The following is a 17897-nucleotide window of genomic DNA, read 5'->3' as shown; positions in this document are numbered from 1 at the left end:
CGCCCGCTCACTCGGCCGCCTGGATCCAGGCGGCTCCATCTTCGGCGTCGCCCGGCCAGTTCATGCCGGTCAGCACCGGGTACCAGGCCGCGGGATCGTCACCGTAGCGCTCACGCAAGGTGTCGAGCTTGCGCACCGTGCTCTCGCGGCCTGACAGGACGGTCAGAACTTCCGGCATTCCGGCGAGGTCGAGCCGGACCACGACCGACGCATCGGACTGGCGGATCAGGAAGCAGCGCGAATGCGCGGGCAGCGTGCGGATCACGTCGAGTTCGTGCTGGGTCAGGCCGAAGCCCTCGCAGTAGTCCTCGGCGCGGGCGCGCGCATTGGGCATGAAGATCATCGTCGCGGTCTGCTCGACCAGCGCCGTGGCGATCTTGCTGTCGAGCGCGTCGCGCGCGGACTGGGTCGCGAAACCGACCAGCGCATTGCGCTTGCGCAGGGTCTTGAGCCAGTCGCGGATGCGCGCGGCGAAGACCTCGTCGTCGAGCGCCTTCCAGCCCTCGTCGATCAGGATCATCGTCGGCTCGCCGTCGAGGCGTTCCTCGATGCGGTGGAACAGGTACATCATGACCGGCGTGCGCAGGCGCGGGCTTTCCAGCAGCGCGGTCATGTCAAAGCCCAGTACGCGGGCCGAAAGGTCGAGCCGGTCCTGCTGGTTGTCGAACAGCCAGCCATGTTCGCCCCCGCCGATCCAGGCATCGAGGCGCGACGCGAGATCGCCGGGCTGCGGGCGACGCGAACCGGCCAGCAGTTCGCGGAAATACGAGAGACGGCGCAGGCTCGGATCGTTGGCATAGGCGGCATCGACCGCGCCGGCGATCGTCGCCAATTCCTCGGGACCATTGGCCGAGAGCAGGACGCCCAGCCAGTCGCGCAGGAAAGCCCGATTGGTGGCCGTATCGGGCAGCGAAAGCGGGTTGAACCCGGTGGGATGTCCGGCGGCGACGCGGCTGTAGGTGCCGCCGATTCCACGCAGGAACACTTCGGCGCCGCGGTCCTTGTCGAACAGGATCGTGCGCGGCGCGAACTTCTGCGCCTGGGCGGCGAGGAAGTTCATGACCACCGTCTTGCCGGATCCCGACGGACCGATGACGGTGAAATTACCAAGGTCGCCCTGGTGGAAGTTGAAGAAGAACGGCGTCGAGCTGGTGGTCGACAGCAGCGTCACCGCATCGCCCCAGTGATTCCCGCTCGCCTGCCCCATCGCAAAACCGTGCAGGCTGCCGAAACAGGCCATGTTGGCGCTGGAAATCAGCGCACGGCGGACGATGAAGCCCTCGTTTCCGGGAAGCTGGCCCCAGAAGGCCGGCTCGAGATTGACTTCCTCGCGCACGGCAACAGCCCCGGCATCGGCCAGCGAGGCAGCGCACATCGCGGTCACTTCGTCGAGCCCTTCCAGCGATTCGGCGCGCACCAGCACCGATAGGTGATGATCGCCGAAGCCGACGGCACCGGTACCGAGCGAATCGCGGGCGCTCGCCATCTCGCGGCGTTCGGCCATCGCTTCCTCGTCGGCCGAACGCAGGCGGCGGATCGCGAGGTCGATGCGTTCACGCGCGATCTGGCGGTCGCAGGGGGCGTAAGTCTCGGTCAGGACCAGCTCGCAGGGCAGGCGCAACAGCGCGTCCGTCAGGCCCGGAGCGGTCGAATCGGGATAGTCCTTGAGGCTGACCACCGAAGCGAACGAGGCGTTCGATGCCCCGCGCAGTTCCAGTGCGTCCATGCCGAAGTTGATCCGGCGATAGGGCAGCATGTGTCCGATATCGGTGCCTTCGGCAGGTCGCCGCACGGGCCGCATCTCGCCGTTGTAAAGCGCCGAAAGCAGCTCGAGCACTTCGGAGCACTGGCCCTTGGGCGTGTCGTAATCGCCCAGCATCCTTGCGCCGTACGAACCGAGCGAGGCAACCATGGCGCTGGCCGCGGCACGCAGCGAGCGTACGTCGGCGGGATCGGCCTCTACCGCCTCGCCGCCCTTGCGCTTCATCATGCGGGAAAGCTTGTCGGCCCAGCCCGCCTTGCCGCGCGCGGGGCGGCGGACAAGGGTAATGAACTGGTCGTTCACGAACAGCGCGCCCGAACCGGTGCGGGCCCGCCAGCGCGAATCGATATGCGCGGCAAGCGGATCGTCGAAATGGCCTTCCAGCTCGATCTCGACGCGGCGGCGGATCACGTGGTGGTAAAGCACGAAACGCGCATCGAGCGAGGAGCGCAGCAGCACTTCGCGGGTTGCGACGTGGGCATTCAACTCGTCGGTATCGGCGGTTTCGAAGGCGAGGCCCGGAACCATCAGCGACAGCATTACCGAACCGTCGCGCAGCAGCACGACGTTTTCATCGACCTGGGCCTGGTAGGGCAGCCGGTCACCGACAAGGGCTTCCTTGCCGGCCCAGCCCTTCAGGCCCGGGATTGCGCGTCGCGACTTCGTCTTTGGCGCCATGTCTGTACTCCCCACCCCCGAATCGATCTCAGGGTGCGTAACTGTTGCAACCCCAGCGCTGCCAGTTGGCGACGCGCGGGCACTTGCTCACCTTGGCGATCCAGAGGTCGAATACCCGGGGTTCGCGCAAGCATGCGAGGTATCCGACCCCATGGATCGCGAGCGCCGCTGGCAGCGCCCAGAAACTCTTGGTGATGAGGAAGATCTCCGTCGTCACCGCAGCGTTGATGATGAAGAAGCTGTATGTCACCCCGGCGAACATCTGCGGCCGGGTGAGCGCGCGATGGACGGGATAGCGGGCCAGGCTCATCAGCCGCGCCCTCAGCCCGCCGCCGACTGGATGCCGGAAACGATCGCGCCGGCGCCGAACAGCACGAAGCAACCGATGATGACGGTCGCGCCGAAACGCCAGTTCATGCGGCCGGTCAGCATCATGAAGCCGACCGCGGCCACGGCCATGACCGCAACCGCAGTGGCGACATTGCCGAGCAGCGTGCCCTGCAGCCAGCCCAGTGCCGCGACGATCGGTCCGCTTCCGGCCGGATCCTGTGTATTGACGGTCTGCGCGCTGGCCAGATTCGGCATCAGCGCCATGCCCATGGCCGCAAAAAACGCGGCGAAAGCCTTGGAAATTCCGCGATCAGCGCGGGTACGAATGAAAGAATCTCGAATCACCATGCCCTCCGTGTGAGGGCCAAGTGCGCCACCATGATGACAAGTGTGTGACGATGAGACGGCTAAAGAGACAGTCATATTGCAATCGCCAGTCACTGTTTCAGGTACGTAGCAAGGGCCGCCGGCCCTCCCCGACGGCCCCACTATACTGGCGACCATTATTATAAAGTGTTACCCGAAAGGCCAGCGTGCGATTGCCGGTTGTCGACCGGGGCGCTGCCCCGGCCCGAAAAACAGTAGGCCGGAGCCGGTCAGCGCACTGCCAGGGTCTGGCCGGAAGCGATGCCCTGCATGGCCTTGCGCGCCGCCCAGCGCGAATCCATCCACGAGCCATCCGCCAGTTCTAGATCGTAGCGCTCTGGGCTGGCTGCGGCCGCCTTGTAGTTGACCATGGCCTGCTGGGCCATGCCGACGCGGGCATAGGCGGTTCCCAGGTTGATCAGGGCAGCAGGATCATCGGACTGGGCAGCGCCCATGCGCTGAAGCTTGGCGATGGCCTCTTCATTCTTCCCGGCCGCCAGCTCCTCGTAGGCGACATCGACTTCGTCCTGGGGACGAACTTCGAGCGTCAGCGAAAAGGCCGACTGCCCCATGAGGACACTTGCGACGAGTAAGGATAGCGACATGCAACACTCCCGGACATTCTTGCGATTGAGGCATCTTCTGCGGAAAAACCTGCGACCTCAAGAAAATGACGCAACTGTCATAAAACTGCAATCTGAGCATGAATCCCGCCTCTGAAGGCGAGTCGCACGGACAAGTCGGGCTGTTATCGTCTAATGGTCATATGTCGGTCACATAAGTGCATATTTCTGTCATTGGATCGCCAACAAACTGTCACCCCCCCACCCTAAACGCCCCCTCAACGAAGGCGGATTCGCCGCTTCGTCCGACCTGTAAAACGGGGGAATTCACGTGAAGAAAATTTCTGGTCTGCTGCTCGTTGGCTGCAGCGCACTTGCTCTTGCCGGTTGCGGCGCCGACGACATCTCGTCGCCGGGTGCTGGCGGCATCACGATCAACAACCCGACGCCCGCTCCGACCCCGACCCCGACTTCGGGCACCGGCACCGTCGTCGCGGCTGCCAGCTGCCCGACCTTCAACGCCACCGGCGGCCTGACCGACAGCGGCACGATCACCGGCCCCGAAGGTTCGTGGCGCGTGTGCACCCTTCCCGCCCTGGTTGACGTCAGCTCGAGCCTGCCCAAGGTCGCCGGCGTCGTTTATCGCCTGAACGGCCGCGTCGACGTCGGCTGCGATGGCGGCTTCTCGGCCCCGACTTCGGGTTCGCCCTTCACCACCACGACCGCCAGCTGCAACGGCCGTTCGCTGACCGCGGACACCGACGTCACCCTGACGATCGATCCGGGCGTCATCATCTACGGCGAAAACGGTTCGGAAGCCGCCTGGCTCGCCGTCAACCGTGGCAACAAGATCAATGCTGTCGGCACTGCCTCGCAGCCGATCATCTTCACCAGCCGCCAGAACGTTGTCGGCACCAACGACGACAGCTCGCAGGGCCAGTGGGGCGGCGTCGTGCTGCTCGGCCGTGGCATCGTGACCGACTGCAACTACGGTTCGACCGCCGCGAAGACCTGTGAGCGCGACACCGAAGGCGCGGTCAACAAGGCCGTCTTCGGCGGTCAGGACAACGCCTACAACGCCGGCACCATGAAGTACGTCCAGATCCGCTACTCGGGCTATGTCCTGAGCAACGGCAAGGAACTGCAGTCGCTGACCGCCGAAGGCGTCGGCTCGGGCACCACGCTCGACTACTTCCAGTCGGTCAACAGCTCGGACGACGGCGCCGAATTCTTCGGCGGCAAGGTGCAGTTCAAGCACTACATCTCGGTCAACGCAGACGATGACAGCCTCGACCTCGACACCGGCCTGGAAGGCTACTTCCAGTACGTCATGCTGCTGCAGCGCAACGGCGGTGGCGACGCGCTGATGGAAATCGACTCGAACGGTGCCGAATCCGACACCCCGCGTCAGAAGACCGTGATCGCCAACTTCACCGGCGTTCAGCCCAGCTCGAGCTCGAACAACGAATCGAACGACCAGGCTTCGGTCCTGATCCGCGGCAACTCGGACATCACCTGGGTCAACGGCATCATCAATACGCCCAACAACGAATGCCTCCGTCTGAACGGCTCGGGCACCACCCCGGCGACTCTGAAGGCCTATTCGACCGTCATGTCCTGCGGCTCGACCAAGTACATCGACAGCGGCACGAACGCTGCCGGCTACTCGGCTTCGCAGTTCGCTTCGGGCACCAACCTGAACGACGATGCCTTCACCTCGACCCTGTCCAACACCTTCGTCAACGGTGCCAACGAAGCCGGCAAGGCTGGCTACGCCAACATCAAGACGCTCTCGAGCTTCTTCGACGCCGTCACCTACATCGGTGCGGTAAAGGACGCGAGCGACACCTGGTACAAGGGTTGGACCTGCGACAACGCGACCGCCAACTTCGGATCTGGCAAGAGCTGCACCTCGCTGCCGACCACCTGATCCGGCCGCCCATAACTAACGACAAGGGGGGCGGTCCGAATTCGGCCGTCCCCCTCTTCGCATCGATACTTGTTCCAGGGGGACATCAAATGACCAAGCCGCGGCTTGTTTCGCTGCTGCTGCTTTCCACCGCGATGCTGACGCCTGCCATGGCTTCGGCTCAGGAAAGCGCCTCGACCAGCACAGACGCCAACAGCGCATCGAACGATCAGGCTGACACTTCCACGCAGGAAGACGCGCCCGAAATCTCGATGCCCGGCGGCGCGATCATCGTCACCGGCCACCGCGATCGCAACATCCAGCGCATCGCACCGCAGGTCATTTCGGTGCTCTCTACCCAAGAAATCGCCCGTACCGGCGAAGGCGACATTGCCGGTGCCCTCGGTCGCGTGACCGGCCTCAGCGTCGTCGGCAACGGATATGTCTACGTGCGCGGCCTTGGCGACCGCTATTCGCTGGCCCTGCTCAACGGCTCGCCGCTGCCCAGCCCCGAGCCGCTCAAGCGCGTCGTTCCGCTCGACCTGTTCCCGACCAGCATCGTCGCCTCCTCGCTCGTCCAGAAGAGCTATTCGGTGAACTTCCCCGGCGAGTTCGGCGGCGGTGTCATCAACCTCACCACCAAGGCCATTCCGACCGAGAGCTTCCTCACGGTCAGCGGCGGCCTTGGCTGGGATACCGAGACCACGAACAAGCTGAGCTACAGCTATTACGGCAGCAAGACCGACTGGACGGGCTGGGACAACGGCAACCGCTCCATTCCCAAGTCGCTGCAGAGCTATTTCAACAGCAACACCGTCATCGATCCTACCGGTGACCTCGCCAAGCAGCTTGGCGGCATTCTGGTCAACGGCCGCAATGCCGTCGTCCAGAAGGACACCAAGACCCAGCCGAACTTCTCGGGCGGCATTACCGGCGGCACCGCGATAGAACTCGGCGATGCCACGCTCGGCGTGATCGCCGCTGCCAGCTATTCGAACACGACGCAGACCAAGGACATCATCCGTCAGCGTGCGCAGGGCACCACGGCTGAGCCCAGCCAGCTGTTCGAGAACTTCAACGCAGTCAACACCGACAACCGCATCGTCGGCAATGGCCTGCTCGGCCTTGGCCTCGAGTGGGGCGAGAACAAGATCCGCTGGACCAACGTCTATATCCACGACACGGTCAAGCACACCAGCCTCAGTCTCGGCAAGCGCGAGAACAACATCCAGGCTGACTACATGAACCAGACGACGGCCTGGTACGAACGTCAGCTCATCGACACGCAGTTCGTCGGCGAATTCAAGCCGGCCGACGACACCTCGATCGACGTGCGCGCCGGCTATGCGAACTCGAAGCGCCTCGCACCTTTCGAGATCGAGGCGGAGTACCTGCGCACCAATGTCGATAGCGACAAGTACGGGCAGTATTTCGTCAATCGCCTGGGCAACGGCAACCAGGACCCGACGACGATCACCTTCTCGCGCCTGAACGAGGACGTGTGGTCGGCAGGCGTCGATCTTGCGCATACCTACAGCCCCGGCTGGACCGGCAGCGTCGGCTATGCCTACCAGATCAATTCGCGCACCAACACGCGGCGGTCCTTCACGATCTATGCGAACGGCGACCAGACGCAGATCTCCAACTTCGGCCTGCTTCGCCTCGACGTCCTGCTTCAGCCGGGCACCTGGTACCTGCAGGACTATGGCGTAAACTACGGCCTCGAGCTGCGCGAGCCGGAAGCCAGCACCGCCCAGTTCGATTCCCGCCTGCTCAACCACGCCTTCTACGGCAAGCTCGAAGGCGCGCTGACCGACCAGCTTTCCTTCGATGTCGGCGTGCGCTGGGAATATGCCAAGGAGTCGACGATCCTGCGCCCGATCGGCGCCGATCCCAGCAAGGCTACCGATCTCAAGAACGAGTACTTCCTGCCGGCCCTGACGCTCACCTACGAGATCAATCCGAGCATGCAGGTACGCCTCAACGGTTCGAAGACGATTGCCCGCCCGCAGTTCCGCGAACTGCTGTACCAACCGTACTTCGACCCCGATACGAACCGCACCTATCAGGGCAACCCGTTCCTCGAAGACAGCAAGCTGACCAACATCGAAGGCCGCTACGAATGGTACTTCGATCGCGACCAGCGCATGTCGGTGGGTGCCTTCTACAAGAAGATCGACAAGCCGATCGAATCCTTCCTGACAGGTTCGGAAACCTTCATCACGTCCTATGCCAACGCGCCGAGCGCCGACCTTTACGGCGCCGAGCTGGAGCTGCAGAAGTACTTCTACCTGGATAGCCTGGGCGGCAAGTTCTTCGAGACCCGCAGGCTGATGCTCATGGGCAACTACACTTACACGAAGTCCAAGCTGAAGGTCAGCGACAGCGACCTGTTGCGCATCTATGGTGCGGGTACCGGCACATCGCTGGCGACCGACTACTTCCGCGACGGCGCACCGCTGACCGGTCAGTCGGAACACATCGCCAACCTGCAGATCGGGCTCGAGGACACCGACAGCCTTTCCCAGCAGACGATCCTGATCAACTACGCAAGCAAACGCGCGGTCAGCCGCGGTCTTGCGAACTCGGGCCAGCCGGACATCTTCGAATATCCCGGCCTGACCGTCGACCTGGTCGTTCGCCAGGGCTTCATGGTCGGTAGCAAGGAAATCGAACTGAAGCTCGAAGGCCGCAACCTGACGGGCCGGAAGCACGAGGAATACCAGTCCTTCGTCGATGGCCGGGTGGATTACAACACCTACCGCGTCGGCCGGACCTTCTCCGCGTCGGCCTCATTCAAGTTCTGACCCGAGGATCCTGATCCTCACTGGGAAGGTCCCTGCCCTTCCTACGGCAACCTCGGGGCCCGGTCGCTCAGGCGATCGGGCCCCTTTTTCTGTCTTCGTGCATGTAATCCCGCGCTTCTCTTGCTCAGCAACGCCTTGCCAAGCGGCAGGCCAGCGGTTAGAGGCGCGCTGTCATCTGGGGAGTAGCCAGCTGGCGCCCGCGCAAGCGGACCGTCAGTGGCCTGTCGTCAACATACTTGGTCGAGAGACCATGGCGCACAGGAGAACGGACAACCGTTCGGGCGAGACCAATGGCGTTGCAGCTCCGCTCGGCCGGGCGGGTTCTGCCGCGCTATTGTCTTGTCTGTCGCCCGGCCCGGAGAATACCTTGGAAGCCCTGCTCACATCGACAGCCGTCGTCGCCCTCGCCGAGATCGGTGACAAGACGCAGCTGCTCGCCATCGTCCTGGCCACGCGGTTCAAGCGTCCCTGGCCGATCGTCGCGGGCATTTTCGTCGCGACGCTGGCCAACCACTTCCTGGCCGCGCTTGTCGGCGAACAGGCCGCTGCCTTCCTCGACGGCCTGTGGTTCCGTTATCTGGTTGCCGCCAGCTTCATCCTGATGGCCGCCTGGACGCTGATCCCCGACAAGTTCGACGAGGACGAAGAGGCCAGGCCCAGTCGCTTCGGCCCGTTCCTGGCGACCACGATCGCCTTCTTCATCGTCGAGATGGGCGACAAGACGCAACTTGCCACGATCGCGCTGGGCGCGCGCTTCCAGAGCGTCCTGCCGGTGATGGCCGGAACCACCATCGGCATGATGATCGCCAACGTACCGGCCGTGTTCCTCGGCAACGAGATCATCAAGCGGGTACCGCTCAACGTCGTGCGCACGGTCGCGGCGCTGCTGTTCCTGGTGATTGGCCTGTGGCTGCTGGCGCAGACCGCGGGCTGGCTCGGCTGAGCCGCCTCAGAGCGTGTCGAAGACGTAGCCGAGCGAGCGCACCGTACGCAAAGGATTGCCTGCGCCCACGCCCTTCAGGGCCCGGCGCAGGCGTCCGATCCAGACATCGACGGTGCGTTCGTCCACCGGCGGCTCCTGCTTGCCGAGCGCGGCGATGAGCTGCGTACGGGTGAAGACCCGGCCGGGATGCTCGATGAAATAGCGCAGCAGACGCAGTTCGTTGGGCATCAGCGAGATCGGCTTGCCCTGCCAGCGAGCCTGGAATGCGGCAAGATCGACGGTCAGTTCGCCTTGCGCGACCACCCGGATCCCGGCGCTGTCCTGTTCGCTCACGCTCGCGCCCAGGACCCGGTCAAGCAGCGCGTTGCGGGTGAGCGGGCCGACCATGTAGTCGTCAGCGCCCATGCGCAGCGCGCGCTTGCGGTCCTCGACGTTGTCTTCTTCCAGAACGATCGTGACGTGCGCATGCGACGTGATCGCATCGGCACGCAGCCGCCGACACAGTTCAAGACCCGACATCTCAGGCAGAACCCAGTCGATGAAGATCCAGAGCGCCCCTTCGATCAGCGGCAGTTCGGCAAAATCGGTCCAGCGATGCAGTACAACCTCAAAGTCGTCGTGCCGGAAGGGCGCCAGCCCTCCGGTCAGTTCGCTTGCCAATAGAATGTCGATGCGCCGCATTGCCCCCGCCTTGTCAATACGTTGGGGTTACTGCCGCTGTAGTGTGACGAACGGGTGACATATCGATGACAAGTGCGTGAAAACTGGCACTGTCATCAAACTGACCCGCAAACGTCACGCCCGCGCAACCGGAAAATGCGAAGAAAAACACCGGTAACAACCGGGGGAAGCATTCTGATGCGGACCGATGTCGACAGTCTTCTCGAACGCAGCGGCAAAATTCCGGCCTGGCTGGACTTGCCGGACCCGAAGGGCTTTCGGCCCAAGCGCAAGTATCGCACGATCTGGATTTCCGACGTTCACCTGGGAACGCGCGGCTGCAATGCCGCAATGCTTGTGGACTTCCTGCGCTCGGTGGAATGCCAGACGCTCTATCTGGTCGGCGACATCGTCGACGGCTGGCGCCTGCGTAAGGGCTGGTACTGGCCCGATGCCCACAACGAAGTGATCCGCCGCATCCTCAAGATGGCGCATCGCGGCACACGTGTGGTGTTCATCGCCGGCAATCACGACGAAATGCTGCGCGACTATGCCGGGCTGACCTTCGGCGGCGTCGAACTGGTGCTGGAGGCAGTGCACGAGACGCTCGACGGGCGCCGCCTGCTGGTGACGCACGGCGATGCCTTCGACGGCGTCGTGCTCTACCACAAGTGGCTCGCCTTCCTGGGCGACAAGGCATACGGCATGCTGCTGCGCGCCAACATCGCCTTCAACGCCGTGCGCCGCCGCCTGAAGATGCCGTACTGGTCGCTTTCCGCCTATATGAAGAAGAAGGTGAAGAACGCGGTCCAGTACGTGTGCAGCTACGAGGAAGCGGTGGCAAGCGAAGCGATCAACCGCGGCTTCGACGGCGTCGTGTGCGGCCATATCCACTGCGCCGAGATCCGCCAGTTCGGCGGCATCACCTATTACAACGACGGCGACTGGGTCGAGAGCTGTACGGCGCTGGCCGAAAGCCTTTCCGGCGAGATCGCGATCATCGACTGGGTCGCTGAAACCGGCGGCCACGACCACGCTTCACCGGCTGGCGTGCCCTCCGGAGCGGCAACCCCGGCAGGCACCCCGACAGAAACTCCTGCCAGGGTCGGCGCGTGAGGCTCACCCTCGCGACCGACGCCTGGCTTCCCCAAGTCAACGGCGTCGTCCGCTCGCTCTCGGCCACGCTCGACGAACTGCAGCGCCGGGGGCACGAAGTCGACCGGGTCACGCCGGAGCACTTCCTGACCGTGCCGATGCCCGGCTATGCCTCGATCCGGTTGGCCATGGCACCGCGTTTCGGCGTGCGCCGGATGCTCGACCGGTCCCGGCCCGACATCGTCCACATCGCCACCGAAGGACCGATCGGCTGGGCCGCTCGGGGCTGGTGCCTGTCGCGCGGGGTGCCGTTCACATCGGCGTTCCACACCCGCTTTCCCGAATATGCCGCGGTGCGCACCGGGATCAGCGCCGAGTGCTTCTGGCCGATCATGCAGCGCTTCCATGCGCCGAGCCGCGCCGTGCTCGTCTCCACCCGCAGTTTCGCGCAGGAACTGGCAGGTCGCGGGATCGGCCATACCCGGCGCTGGAGCCGCGGCATCGACCAGCACCTGTTTACGCCCGTAGGCCCACGCCACCCGGCCATGTGCGCCCTGCCCGGCCCGGTCCTGCTCAACGTCGGCCGTGTCGCGCCGGAGAAGAACCTGGAAGCCTTCCTCGATGCGGAGGTACCGGGCAGCAAGGTCGTCGTCGGCGACGGCCCGGCGCTCGAAAGCCTGCGCCGGCGCTATCCGCACGTCCACTTCCTCGGCGCGCTGTCGGGCGAGGAACTGGCGAGCGCCTACCGCGCCGCCGACTGCTTCGTGTTTCCCAGCCTCACCGACACCTTCGGGCTTGTCGTGATCGAAGCGCTCGCCTGCGGCACGCCGGTTGCGGGTTTCCCGGTCACTGGTCCGGTCGACATTCTCGGAACCGATGGATGCGGTGTGGATGCCCGCCTGCCGCGCCCGGCAGGCGCCGTCGATAACGCACTCGACACAGCCATTACGCGTGCCCTGACGGTCAGCCGCGACGATGCGGCGCGGCTCGGAGACCTCTATTCCTGGGAACGCGCCACAGACCAGTTCCTGAGCGCGATCTCCACCGCCGCGGACGACGCCGAACGAGACCTGCTCTCAGCCGCCTAAAGAATCGCACGCGCCGCTCATCCTGAGCGGAATATAACCTGAGAGATGCGCATGATGGCCGGGGCCGCGCGATCACAGCGCAGGCCCCTCGCCTTACCGGATCGGCGTCAGTTGACATCCATCGCGTAGCCCGCGGCGCGGACGGTACGGATCGGGTCGGTTTCACCGGCACGGTTGATCGCCTTGCGCAGGCGGCGGATGTGGACGTCGACGGTGCGTTCGTCGATATCCGAATCCATGCCCCATACGCCATCGAGGATCTGCTGGCGCGACACGACGCGATTGGGTCGTTCCATGAAATAACGCAGCAGGCGAAACTCGGTGGGACCCAGGTGCAGCGGCTCGCCGCCGCGACGCACGCGGTGCGAGGTCGCGTCGAGCTCTATATCGCCCCACTGCAGCACGCTGCCCGCCAGCGATGGCCGCGAGCGGCGCAGCAGCGCCTCGATGCGGGCCAACAGTTCGCGCGGGCTGAACGGCTTGGTGACATAGTCGTCGGCGCCGGTCTTGAGACCGCGGATCATGTCCTCTTCCTCACCGCGCGCGGTCAGCATGAGGATCGGGATCTGCGCGGTTTCCTTATCCTTGCGCAGCTGGCGGCAGACCTCGATGCCCGGCACGTTCTCGATCATCCAGTCGAGGACGATGGCATCGGGTGCCTGCTCCTGCACCAGCAGGAGCGCTTCCTCGCCATCGCCGGTGCTGCGCACCTCATAGCCTTCGGCACTGAGGTTCCAGGTCAACAGTTCGCACAGCGCGCGGTCGTCTTCGACGACAAGGACGTTCGGGTTCATTCCGGAGCCCCCGTATCATCGGTCTGGCTGTCGCGCTCGGTACAGTATTCACCGGTCGCGGCATAGTAGACCATCTCGGCGACGTTGGTCGCATGATCGCCGATGCGTTCGAGGTTACGGGCGATGAAGAGCAGTTGCGTCGCCACGGTAATGGTCGAGGGGCTTTCCATCATGTGCGTCAGCAGCGAGCGGAACAGCGTGTTGTAGAACTGGTCCAGCTTCTGGTCGCGGCGGATGACTTCCACCGCCAGCGCCGCATCGCGTGACCCGTAGGCGTTGAGCACGTCACGGACCATGCCCTCGGCGATCTCGGCCATCGCGGGCACGAGCGTGATCGGCTCGACCTTGTTGCGCCCGTCGAGGGCATTCACGCGCTTGGCGATGTTCTTGGCATAGTCGCCGATACGCTCGATCACGCCGGAGATCTTGAGTGCGGCGATGACGTCGCGAAGATCGTCCGCCATCGGGGCGCGCAGGGCGATGGTGCGCACCGCGAGACGGTCCACTTCGGCCTCGAGCGCGTCGAGCTTGGCGTCGGCGGCAACGACCTGTCCGGCGAGTTCCTCGTCGTGGTTTGTCAGCGCCTGAATCGCGTCGCGGATCGCCACTTCGGCCAGGCCGCCCATTTCGGCGACGAGCCCACGAAGCTGTCCGATCTCGGAGTCAAATGCCTTAACGGTATGGTCAACCATGGCTATTTCCTTGTCAGCCGTAGCGGCCGGTAATGTAGTCCTTGGTCTTTTCCTCGCGCGGATTGGTGAAGACCTGGTCGGTCTCACCATACTCCACAAGGTTGCCAAGGTGGAAGAATGCGGTGCGCTGCGAAACGCGCGCGGCCTGCTGCATCGAGTGGGTGACGATGACGATGGCGTAGTTTTCCTTGAGCTCGTCGATGAGCTCCTCGATCTTCGCAGTCGCGATCGGGTCGAGCGCGGAGCACGGCTCGTCCATCAGGATCACCTCGGGACTGACTGCGATGGCGCGCGCGATGCACAGGCGCTGCTGCTGCCCGCCGGAAAGTGCGGTGCCGGCGTCGTGCAGGCGGTCCTTCACTTCTTCCCAAAGGCCGGCCTTGGTCAGCGAACGCTCGATGACCACATCCATGTCGGCCTTGTTCGAGGCCAGACCGTGGATGCGCGGACCGTAGGCGATGTTCTCGTAGATCGACTTGGGGAACGGGTTCGGCTTCTGGAACACCATGCCGACACGGGCGCGCAGGGCGACCGGGTCCATCGATGCGGCGTAGATGTCCTCGCCGTCGAGCAGGATCTCGCCGGTCACGCGGGCATCGGCAATCGTGTCGTTCATGCGGTTCAGCGAACGCAGGAAGGTCGACTTGCCGCAGCCCGAAGGGCCGATGAATGCCGTGACGAGACCGTTGTCGATATCGATCGAGACGTTGTCGATGGCCTTCTTCTGGCCATAGTAAACGTCGACGTTGCGGGCTGTAAGCTTGGTTTCGGTCATGTCCCTACCAGCGGACTTCGAACTTGTTTCGAAGGTAGATCGCAAGGCCGTTCATCGCCAGCAGGAAGACCAGCAGGACGATGATGGCGGCGGAAGTGTTCTGGACGAAGGCCTTGTCGATTTCGTCCGACCACAGGAAAATCTGCATCGGCAGCACGCTGGAAGGATCGGTGATCCCGCCCGGCGGGGTGGCGACGAAGGCACGCATGCCGATCATCAGCAGCGGCGCGGTTTCACCCAGCGCGCGGGCCATGCCGATGATCGTGCCGGTGAGGATGCCCGGCAGGGCAAGCGGCAGCACGTGGTGGAACACGGTCTGCACCTTGCTTGCGCCGATCGCCAGCGCGGCATCGCGGATCGAGGGCGGCACCGCCTTGATCGCGTTGCGGCCCGAAATGACGATGACCGGCATCGTCATCAGCGCCAGAGTCAGGCCGCCAACGAGCGGCGAAGAGCGCGGAAAGCCCAGCGTGTTGATGAACACGGCAAGGCCGAGCAGGCCGAAGATGATCGACGGCACCGCGGCCAGGTTGTTGATCGAGACTTCGACCCATTCCACCCAGCGGCGGTTCTTGGGCGCGAATTCCTCGAGATAGACGGCAGCCAGCACGCCCATCGGGAACGAGAGCAGCAGCGTGACGAGCATCGTCAGCAGCGAGCCCTTGGTCGCGCCCCACACGCCCGCGACGTTGGCACTGGTCGAATCCGAACCCGACAGAAACTGCCAGTCGATCCCGCCAAGGCCATTGCGCAGCATGATGAAGAGCAGCAGCGCGAGGAAGGCGAGGCTCAGCGCGATGGCACTGAAGCCGAGCCACTTGAACCGGCGCTCTGCGGCATGGCGTTTGGCCAGGCGCCGGGCGAACTCGGGCGATTGCCAGCCTGCGTCAGTCATATGCTTCCCGGAAACGCTTCACGACCCGAAGGGCGATGATGTTGAGAATCAGCGTGACGATGAACAGCACCAGGCCCAGTGCGAAGGCCGAGAGCGTCTTGGGGCTGTTGAATTCCTGGTCGCCCGTCAGCAGCTGGACGATCTGGTAGGTCACGGTCGTCATGGAATCGAACGGATTGACCGAAAGGCGCGCGGCGGCGCCGGCGGCCATGACAACGATCATGGTTTCGCCGATGGCACGGCTGATCGCCAGCATCACGCCGGCGACGATGCCCGGCAGCGCGGCGGGCAGCAGCACCTTCTTGATGGTCTCCGACTTGGTCGCACCCAGCGCGAGCGAGCCGTCGCTCATGGCGCGGGGCACGGCAGCCAGTGCATCGTCCGCCATCGAGGAGACGAAGGGAATGATCATCACGCCCATCACGAGACCCGCGGCCAGCGCGCTCTCGGTCGAGGGATTCGCCATGCCCATGGAGCCGGCGAAATCGCGGATGATCGGGGCCACCGTCAGGGCGGCGAAATAGCCGTAGACGACGGTCGGAATGCCCGCGAGGATTTCGAGGATCGGCTTGAGGATCTTGCGGATGCGGCCCGAGGCATACTGGGTCAGGTAGATCGCGCTCATCAGGCCGAGCGGGATGGCGACCAGCATGGCGATGACAGCGCCGATGTAGATCGTGCCCCAGAACAGCGGCACGGCGCCGAAATTCTCGTCGAGGTCGGCACCAGCCGCATTGCCCGGCGCCCAGTGGGTGCCGGTCAGGAAGGCGATGGGCGAGACGTCCCTGAAGAACAGGCCGGCCTCGAACACCAGCGAGGCGACAATCCCGAACGTGGTGAGAATCGCCATCAGCGATGCGGTCAGCAGGAGGCCGAGCACGGCGCGCTCGACCTGCGTGCGCGCCGGGAAGCCCGCGCGCAGCTTGGTGAAGCCGTAGCCCCCGCCTGCCAGCGCCGCGATGACGACAAGCAGGGACCCGATCAGGCCGAAGCGCTGCTGGGCCGCGCGCATCGGCTCGGCCAGGGCGTTGGACAGCGGATTGAAGGCAACGGCATCGGGATTGGATGCGATGGCATTGGCATCGGCGAGGATCGCCGCGCGGTTCATGGCATCCGGCGGCAACTGGGCCGCGGCCGGATCGGCCAGGACCGCGCTTTCGACGAGGCCCGGCATGATTGCGGACCACACACCCCAGGCAAGCAGCGCCGGGGCCACGATCCACAGCGCCATGTGCCAGCCATGGTAGCCGGGCATCGAATGCATCGATCCCCGGCCGGTATAGAGCAGCCTGGCCCTGGCCCGTGCGGCAAACCAGCCGACGAGGCCAAGGCCGAAAACGGCCAGCAGGACTGCAGTGAAGATCATATCTGGCCGTTTACACGCTTACTTGAGGACCGAGGGGTCGAGCGGGGTCATGTTGGCGATGACTTCGGCATTCTTGGCGCGCACGTCTTCCGGCGCGACAATCAGGCCCTTCGCCTTGAGGTCGCCATCGGGACCCCAGTGCTTCACCCACTCCTCGACGTAGCCCTGAAGGCCCTTGATCGGGGCAAGGTGCTGCTTCTTGACGTAGATGTAGAGCGGACGGGCGCCCGGGTAGGAGAAGTTCGAAATCGTCTCGTAGGTCGGCTCCACATCGGACATCGCGATGCCCTTGATGGTGTCGGCGTTCTCTTCGAGGAACGAGTAGCCGAAGATGCCGATGGCCTTCGGGTTCTGCGAAATCTTCTGAACGATCAGGTTGTCGTTCTCGCCGGCGTCGACGTAGGGACCATCCTCGCGGATGTCGTGGCAGGTCGCCTCGTACTTGTCCTTGTCGCTGTCCTTGAGTGCCTTCATCGCCGGATCGGTCTGGCAGCCGGCTTCAAGGATGAGTTCCTTGAGAGCGTCACGCGTACCCGAGGTCGACGGCGGGCCGTAAACGAGGATCGGCTCGGCCGGGAGCGACGGATTGACGTCCTTCCAGGTCTTGGCGGTGTTGGGCTTGCCGAACGGGTTGGCGGCCAGCGCCTTGTAGATGTCGGTCGGGGTGAGCTTCATGCCAGGGCCGTTCTTGGCTTCGGCGAAGGCGATGCCGTCGATGCCGACCTGGATTTCGACGATGTCGGTCACACCGTTCTTCTGGCACATCTCGTACTCGGACTTCTTCATCCGGCGCGAGGCGTCCTCGATGTCGGGGTGCTGGGCGCCAACGCCGGCGCAGAACAGCTTCATGCCGGCGCCGGTGCCGGTCGATTCGATCACGGGCGACTTTTCGCCGGTGGACTTGGCGTAGGCTTCGGCGACCGCGGTCGCGAAGGGATAGACGGTCGACGAGCCGACAGCCTTGATCTGGTCACGCGCGCCGGAGGACGAACCACCCGAGCCGCCGCAAGCGGACAGCGCCATGGCGGAAACCGCGGCGATGAAGAAAGTCTTGGTCGTATGCATGGCAATACCCCTTGGGCTTCAATTCTGGGACGCCCCTATTGGGGTACAATGACACTTCTATGACGATGAAGTGACATTGTGCTGCATCCCTTCAAATTGCGGAAAGATC

16 protein-coding genes are annotated in these 17897 nt (G+C 64.2%); 5 read left to right on the top strand and 11 right to left on the bottom strand.

The window, feature by feature from the left end:
- Nucleotides 1-7: 7 nt before the first annotated feature.
- The 4 genes from B5483_RS15420 to B5483_RS15405 all read right to left on the bottom strand — a co-directional run bounded on the left by B5483_RS15420 (nucleotide 8) and on the right by B5483_RS15405 (nucleotide 3741).
- Nucleotides 8-2440 (bottom strand): VirB4 family type IV secretion/conjugal transfer ATPase, encoded by a 2433-nt coding sequence (locus tag B5483_RS15420; protein ID WP_054944228.1) that lies wholly within the window; start codon nucleotides 2438-2440, stop codon nucleotides 8-10.
- A gap of 28 nt (nucleotides 2441-2468) precedes the next feature.
- Entirely contained in the window at nucleotides 2469-2750 is a 282-nt protein-coding gene (locus B5483_RS15415) for a VirB3 family type IV secretion system protein (protein WP_007012094.1), read from the bottom strand.
- An 11-nt stretch (nucleotides 2751-2761) separates the two neighbouring features.
- A complete protein-coding gene (locus B5483_RS15410) occupies nucleotides 2762-3118 on the bottom strand; it encodes a TrbC/VirB2 family protein (protein WP_079731064.1) in 357 nt (118 codons plus the stop codon).
- A gap of 248 nt (nucleotides 3119-3366) precedes the next feature.
- On the bottom strand, nucleotides 3367-3741 hold the full coding sequence (locus B5483_RS15405; protein WP_079731063.1) for a hypothetical protein: 375 nt from the start codon (nucleotides 3739-3741) through the stop codon (nucleotides 3367-3369).
- A 289-nt stretch (nucleotides 3742-4030) separates the two neighbouring features.
- Between B5483_RS15405 and B5483_RS15400 the strand changes: the two genes are divergently transcribed.
- The 3 genes from B5483_RS15400 to B5483_RS15390 all read left to right on the top strand — a co-directional run bounded on the left by B5483_RS15400 (nucleotide 4031) and on the right by B5483_RS15390 (nucleotide 9358).
- The gene (locus B5483_RS15400) at nucleotides 4031-5629 is read left to right on the top strand and encodes a hypothetical protein (RefSeq protein ID WP_079731062.1); all 1599 of its coding nucleotides are present in this window, start codon (nucleotides 4031-4033) and stop codon (nucleotides 5627-5629) included.
- 89 nt (nucleotides 5630-5718) lie between these two features.
- Nucleotides 5719-8415, top strand: a complete 2697-nt coding sequence (locus tag B5483_RS15395) for a TonB-dependent receptor domain-containing protein (protein WP_079731061.1) — start codon at nucleotides 5719-5721, stop codon at nucleotides 8413-8415.
- Between the two features lie 367 nt (nucleotides 8416-8782).
- Nucleotides 8783-9358, top strand: a complete 576-nt coding sequence (locus B5483_RS15390; RefSeq protein ID WP_054944428.1) for a TMEM165/GDT1 family protein — start codon at nucleotides 8783-8785, stop codon at nucleotides 9356-9358.
- Between the two features lie 6 nt (nucleotides 9359-9364).
- Here the strand turns inward: B5483_RS15390 and B5483_RS15385 are convergent, their stop codons facing one another.
- Nucleotides 9365-10039, bottom strand: a complete 675-nt coding sequence (locus B5483_RS15385) for a response regulator transcription factor (protein WP_054944429.1) — start codon at nucleotides 10037-10039, stop codon at nucleotides 9365-9367.
- Between the two features lie 177 nt (nucleotides 10040-10216).
- On the opposite strand from B5483_RS15385, the gene B5483_RS15380 reads away from it, so the two are divergent.
- Together B5483_RS15380 and B5483_RS15375 are read left to right on the top strand one after the other, a co-directional pair.
- Nucleotides 10217-11134 carry a UDP-2,3-diacylglucosamine diphosphatase gene (locus B5483_RS15380; RefSeq protein ID WP_054944430.1) on the top strand — a complete coding sequence of 306 codons (918 nt, stop codon included), beginning with the start codon at nucleotides 10217-10219 and terminating at the stop codon, nucleotides 11132-11134.
- Nucleotides 11131-12201: a glycosyltransferase family 4 protein gene (locus B5483_RS15375; protein ID WP_054944431.1), complete on the top strand. Its 1071-nt coding sequence runs from the start codon at nucleotides 11131-11133 to the stop codon at nucleotides 12199-12201. The genes B5483_RS15380 and B5483_RS15375 overlap by 4 nt, the downstream gene beginning before the upstream one ends.
- Before the next feature lie 107 nt (nucleotides 12202-12308).
- Here the strand turns inward: B5483_RS15375 and phoB are convergent, their stop codons facing one another.
- The 6 genes from phoB to B5483_RS15345 are packed head-to-tail and all read right to left on the bottom strand — an operon-like array spanning nucleotide 12309 to nucleotide 17788.
- Nucleotides 12309-12995 carry a phosphate regulon transcriptional regulator PhoB gene (gene phoB / locus B5483_RS15370; protein WP_054944432.1) on the bottom strand — a complete coding sequence of 229 codons (687 nt, stop codon included), beginning with the start codon at nucleotides 12993-12995 and terminating at the stop codon, nucleotides 12309-12311.
- Entirely contained in the window at nucleotides 12992-13687 is a 696-nt protein-coding gene (gene phoU / locus B5483_RS15365; RefSeq protein ID WP_007012105.1) for a phosphate signaling complex protein PhoU, read from the bottom strand. The genes phoB and phoU overlap by 4 nt, the downstream gene beginning before the upstream one ends.
- 13 nt (nucleotides 13688-13700) lie before the next feature.
- Complete coding sequence (gene pstB / locus B5483_RS15360; RefSeq protein WP_054944433.1) at nucleotides 13701-14462, bottom strand: phosphate ABC transporter ATP-binding protein PstB; 762 nt, start codon at nucleotides 14460-14462, stop codon at nucleotides 13701-13703.
- Between the two features lie 4 nt (nucleotides 14463-14466).
- Nucleotides 14467-15357 carry a phosphate ABC transporter permease PstA gene (pstA, locus tag B5483_RS15355; RefSeq protein WP_054944434.1) on the bottom strand — a complete coding sequence of 297 codons (891 nt, stop codon included), beginning with the start codon at nucleotides 15355-15357 and terminating at the stop codon, nucleotides 14467-14469.
- Entirely contained in the window at nucleotides 15350-16723 is a 1374-nt protein-coding gene (pstC, locus tag B5483_RS15350) for a phosphate ABC transporter permease subunit PstC (protein WP_079731059.1), read from the bottom strand. The genes pstA and pstC overlap by 8 nt, the downstream gene beginning before the upstream one ends.
- Before the next feature lie 18 nt (nucleotides 16724-16741).
- Nucleotides 16742-17788, bottom strand: coding sequence for a substrate-binding domain-containing protein (locus tag B5483_RS15345; protein ID WP_079731058.1), 1047 nt, complete (start codon nucleotides 17786-17788; stop codon nucleotides 16742-16744).
- Between the last annotated feature and the right edge of the window lie 109 nt (nucleotides 17789-17897).

It is taken from the genome of Novosphingobium mathurense, assembly GCF_900168325.1.
Taxonomy (GTDB): domain Bacteria; phylum Pseudomonadota; class Alphaproteobacteria; order Sphingomonadales; family Sphingomonadaceae; genus Novosphingobium; species Novosphingobium mathurense.
Note: the sequence above shows the minus strand (reverse complement) of the source record. Positions and strands in the feature narration are given on the sequence as shown.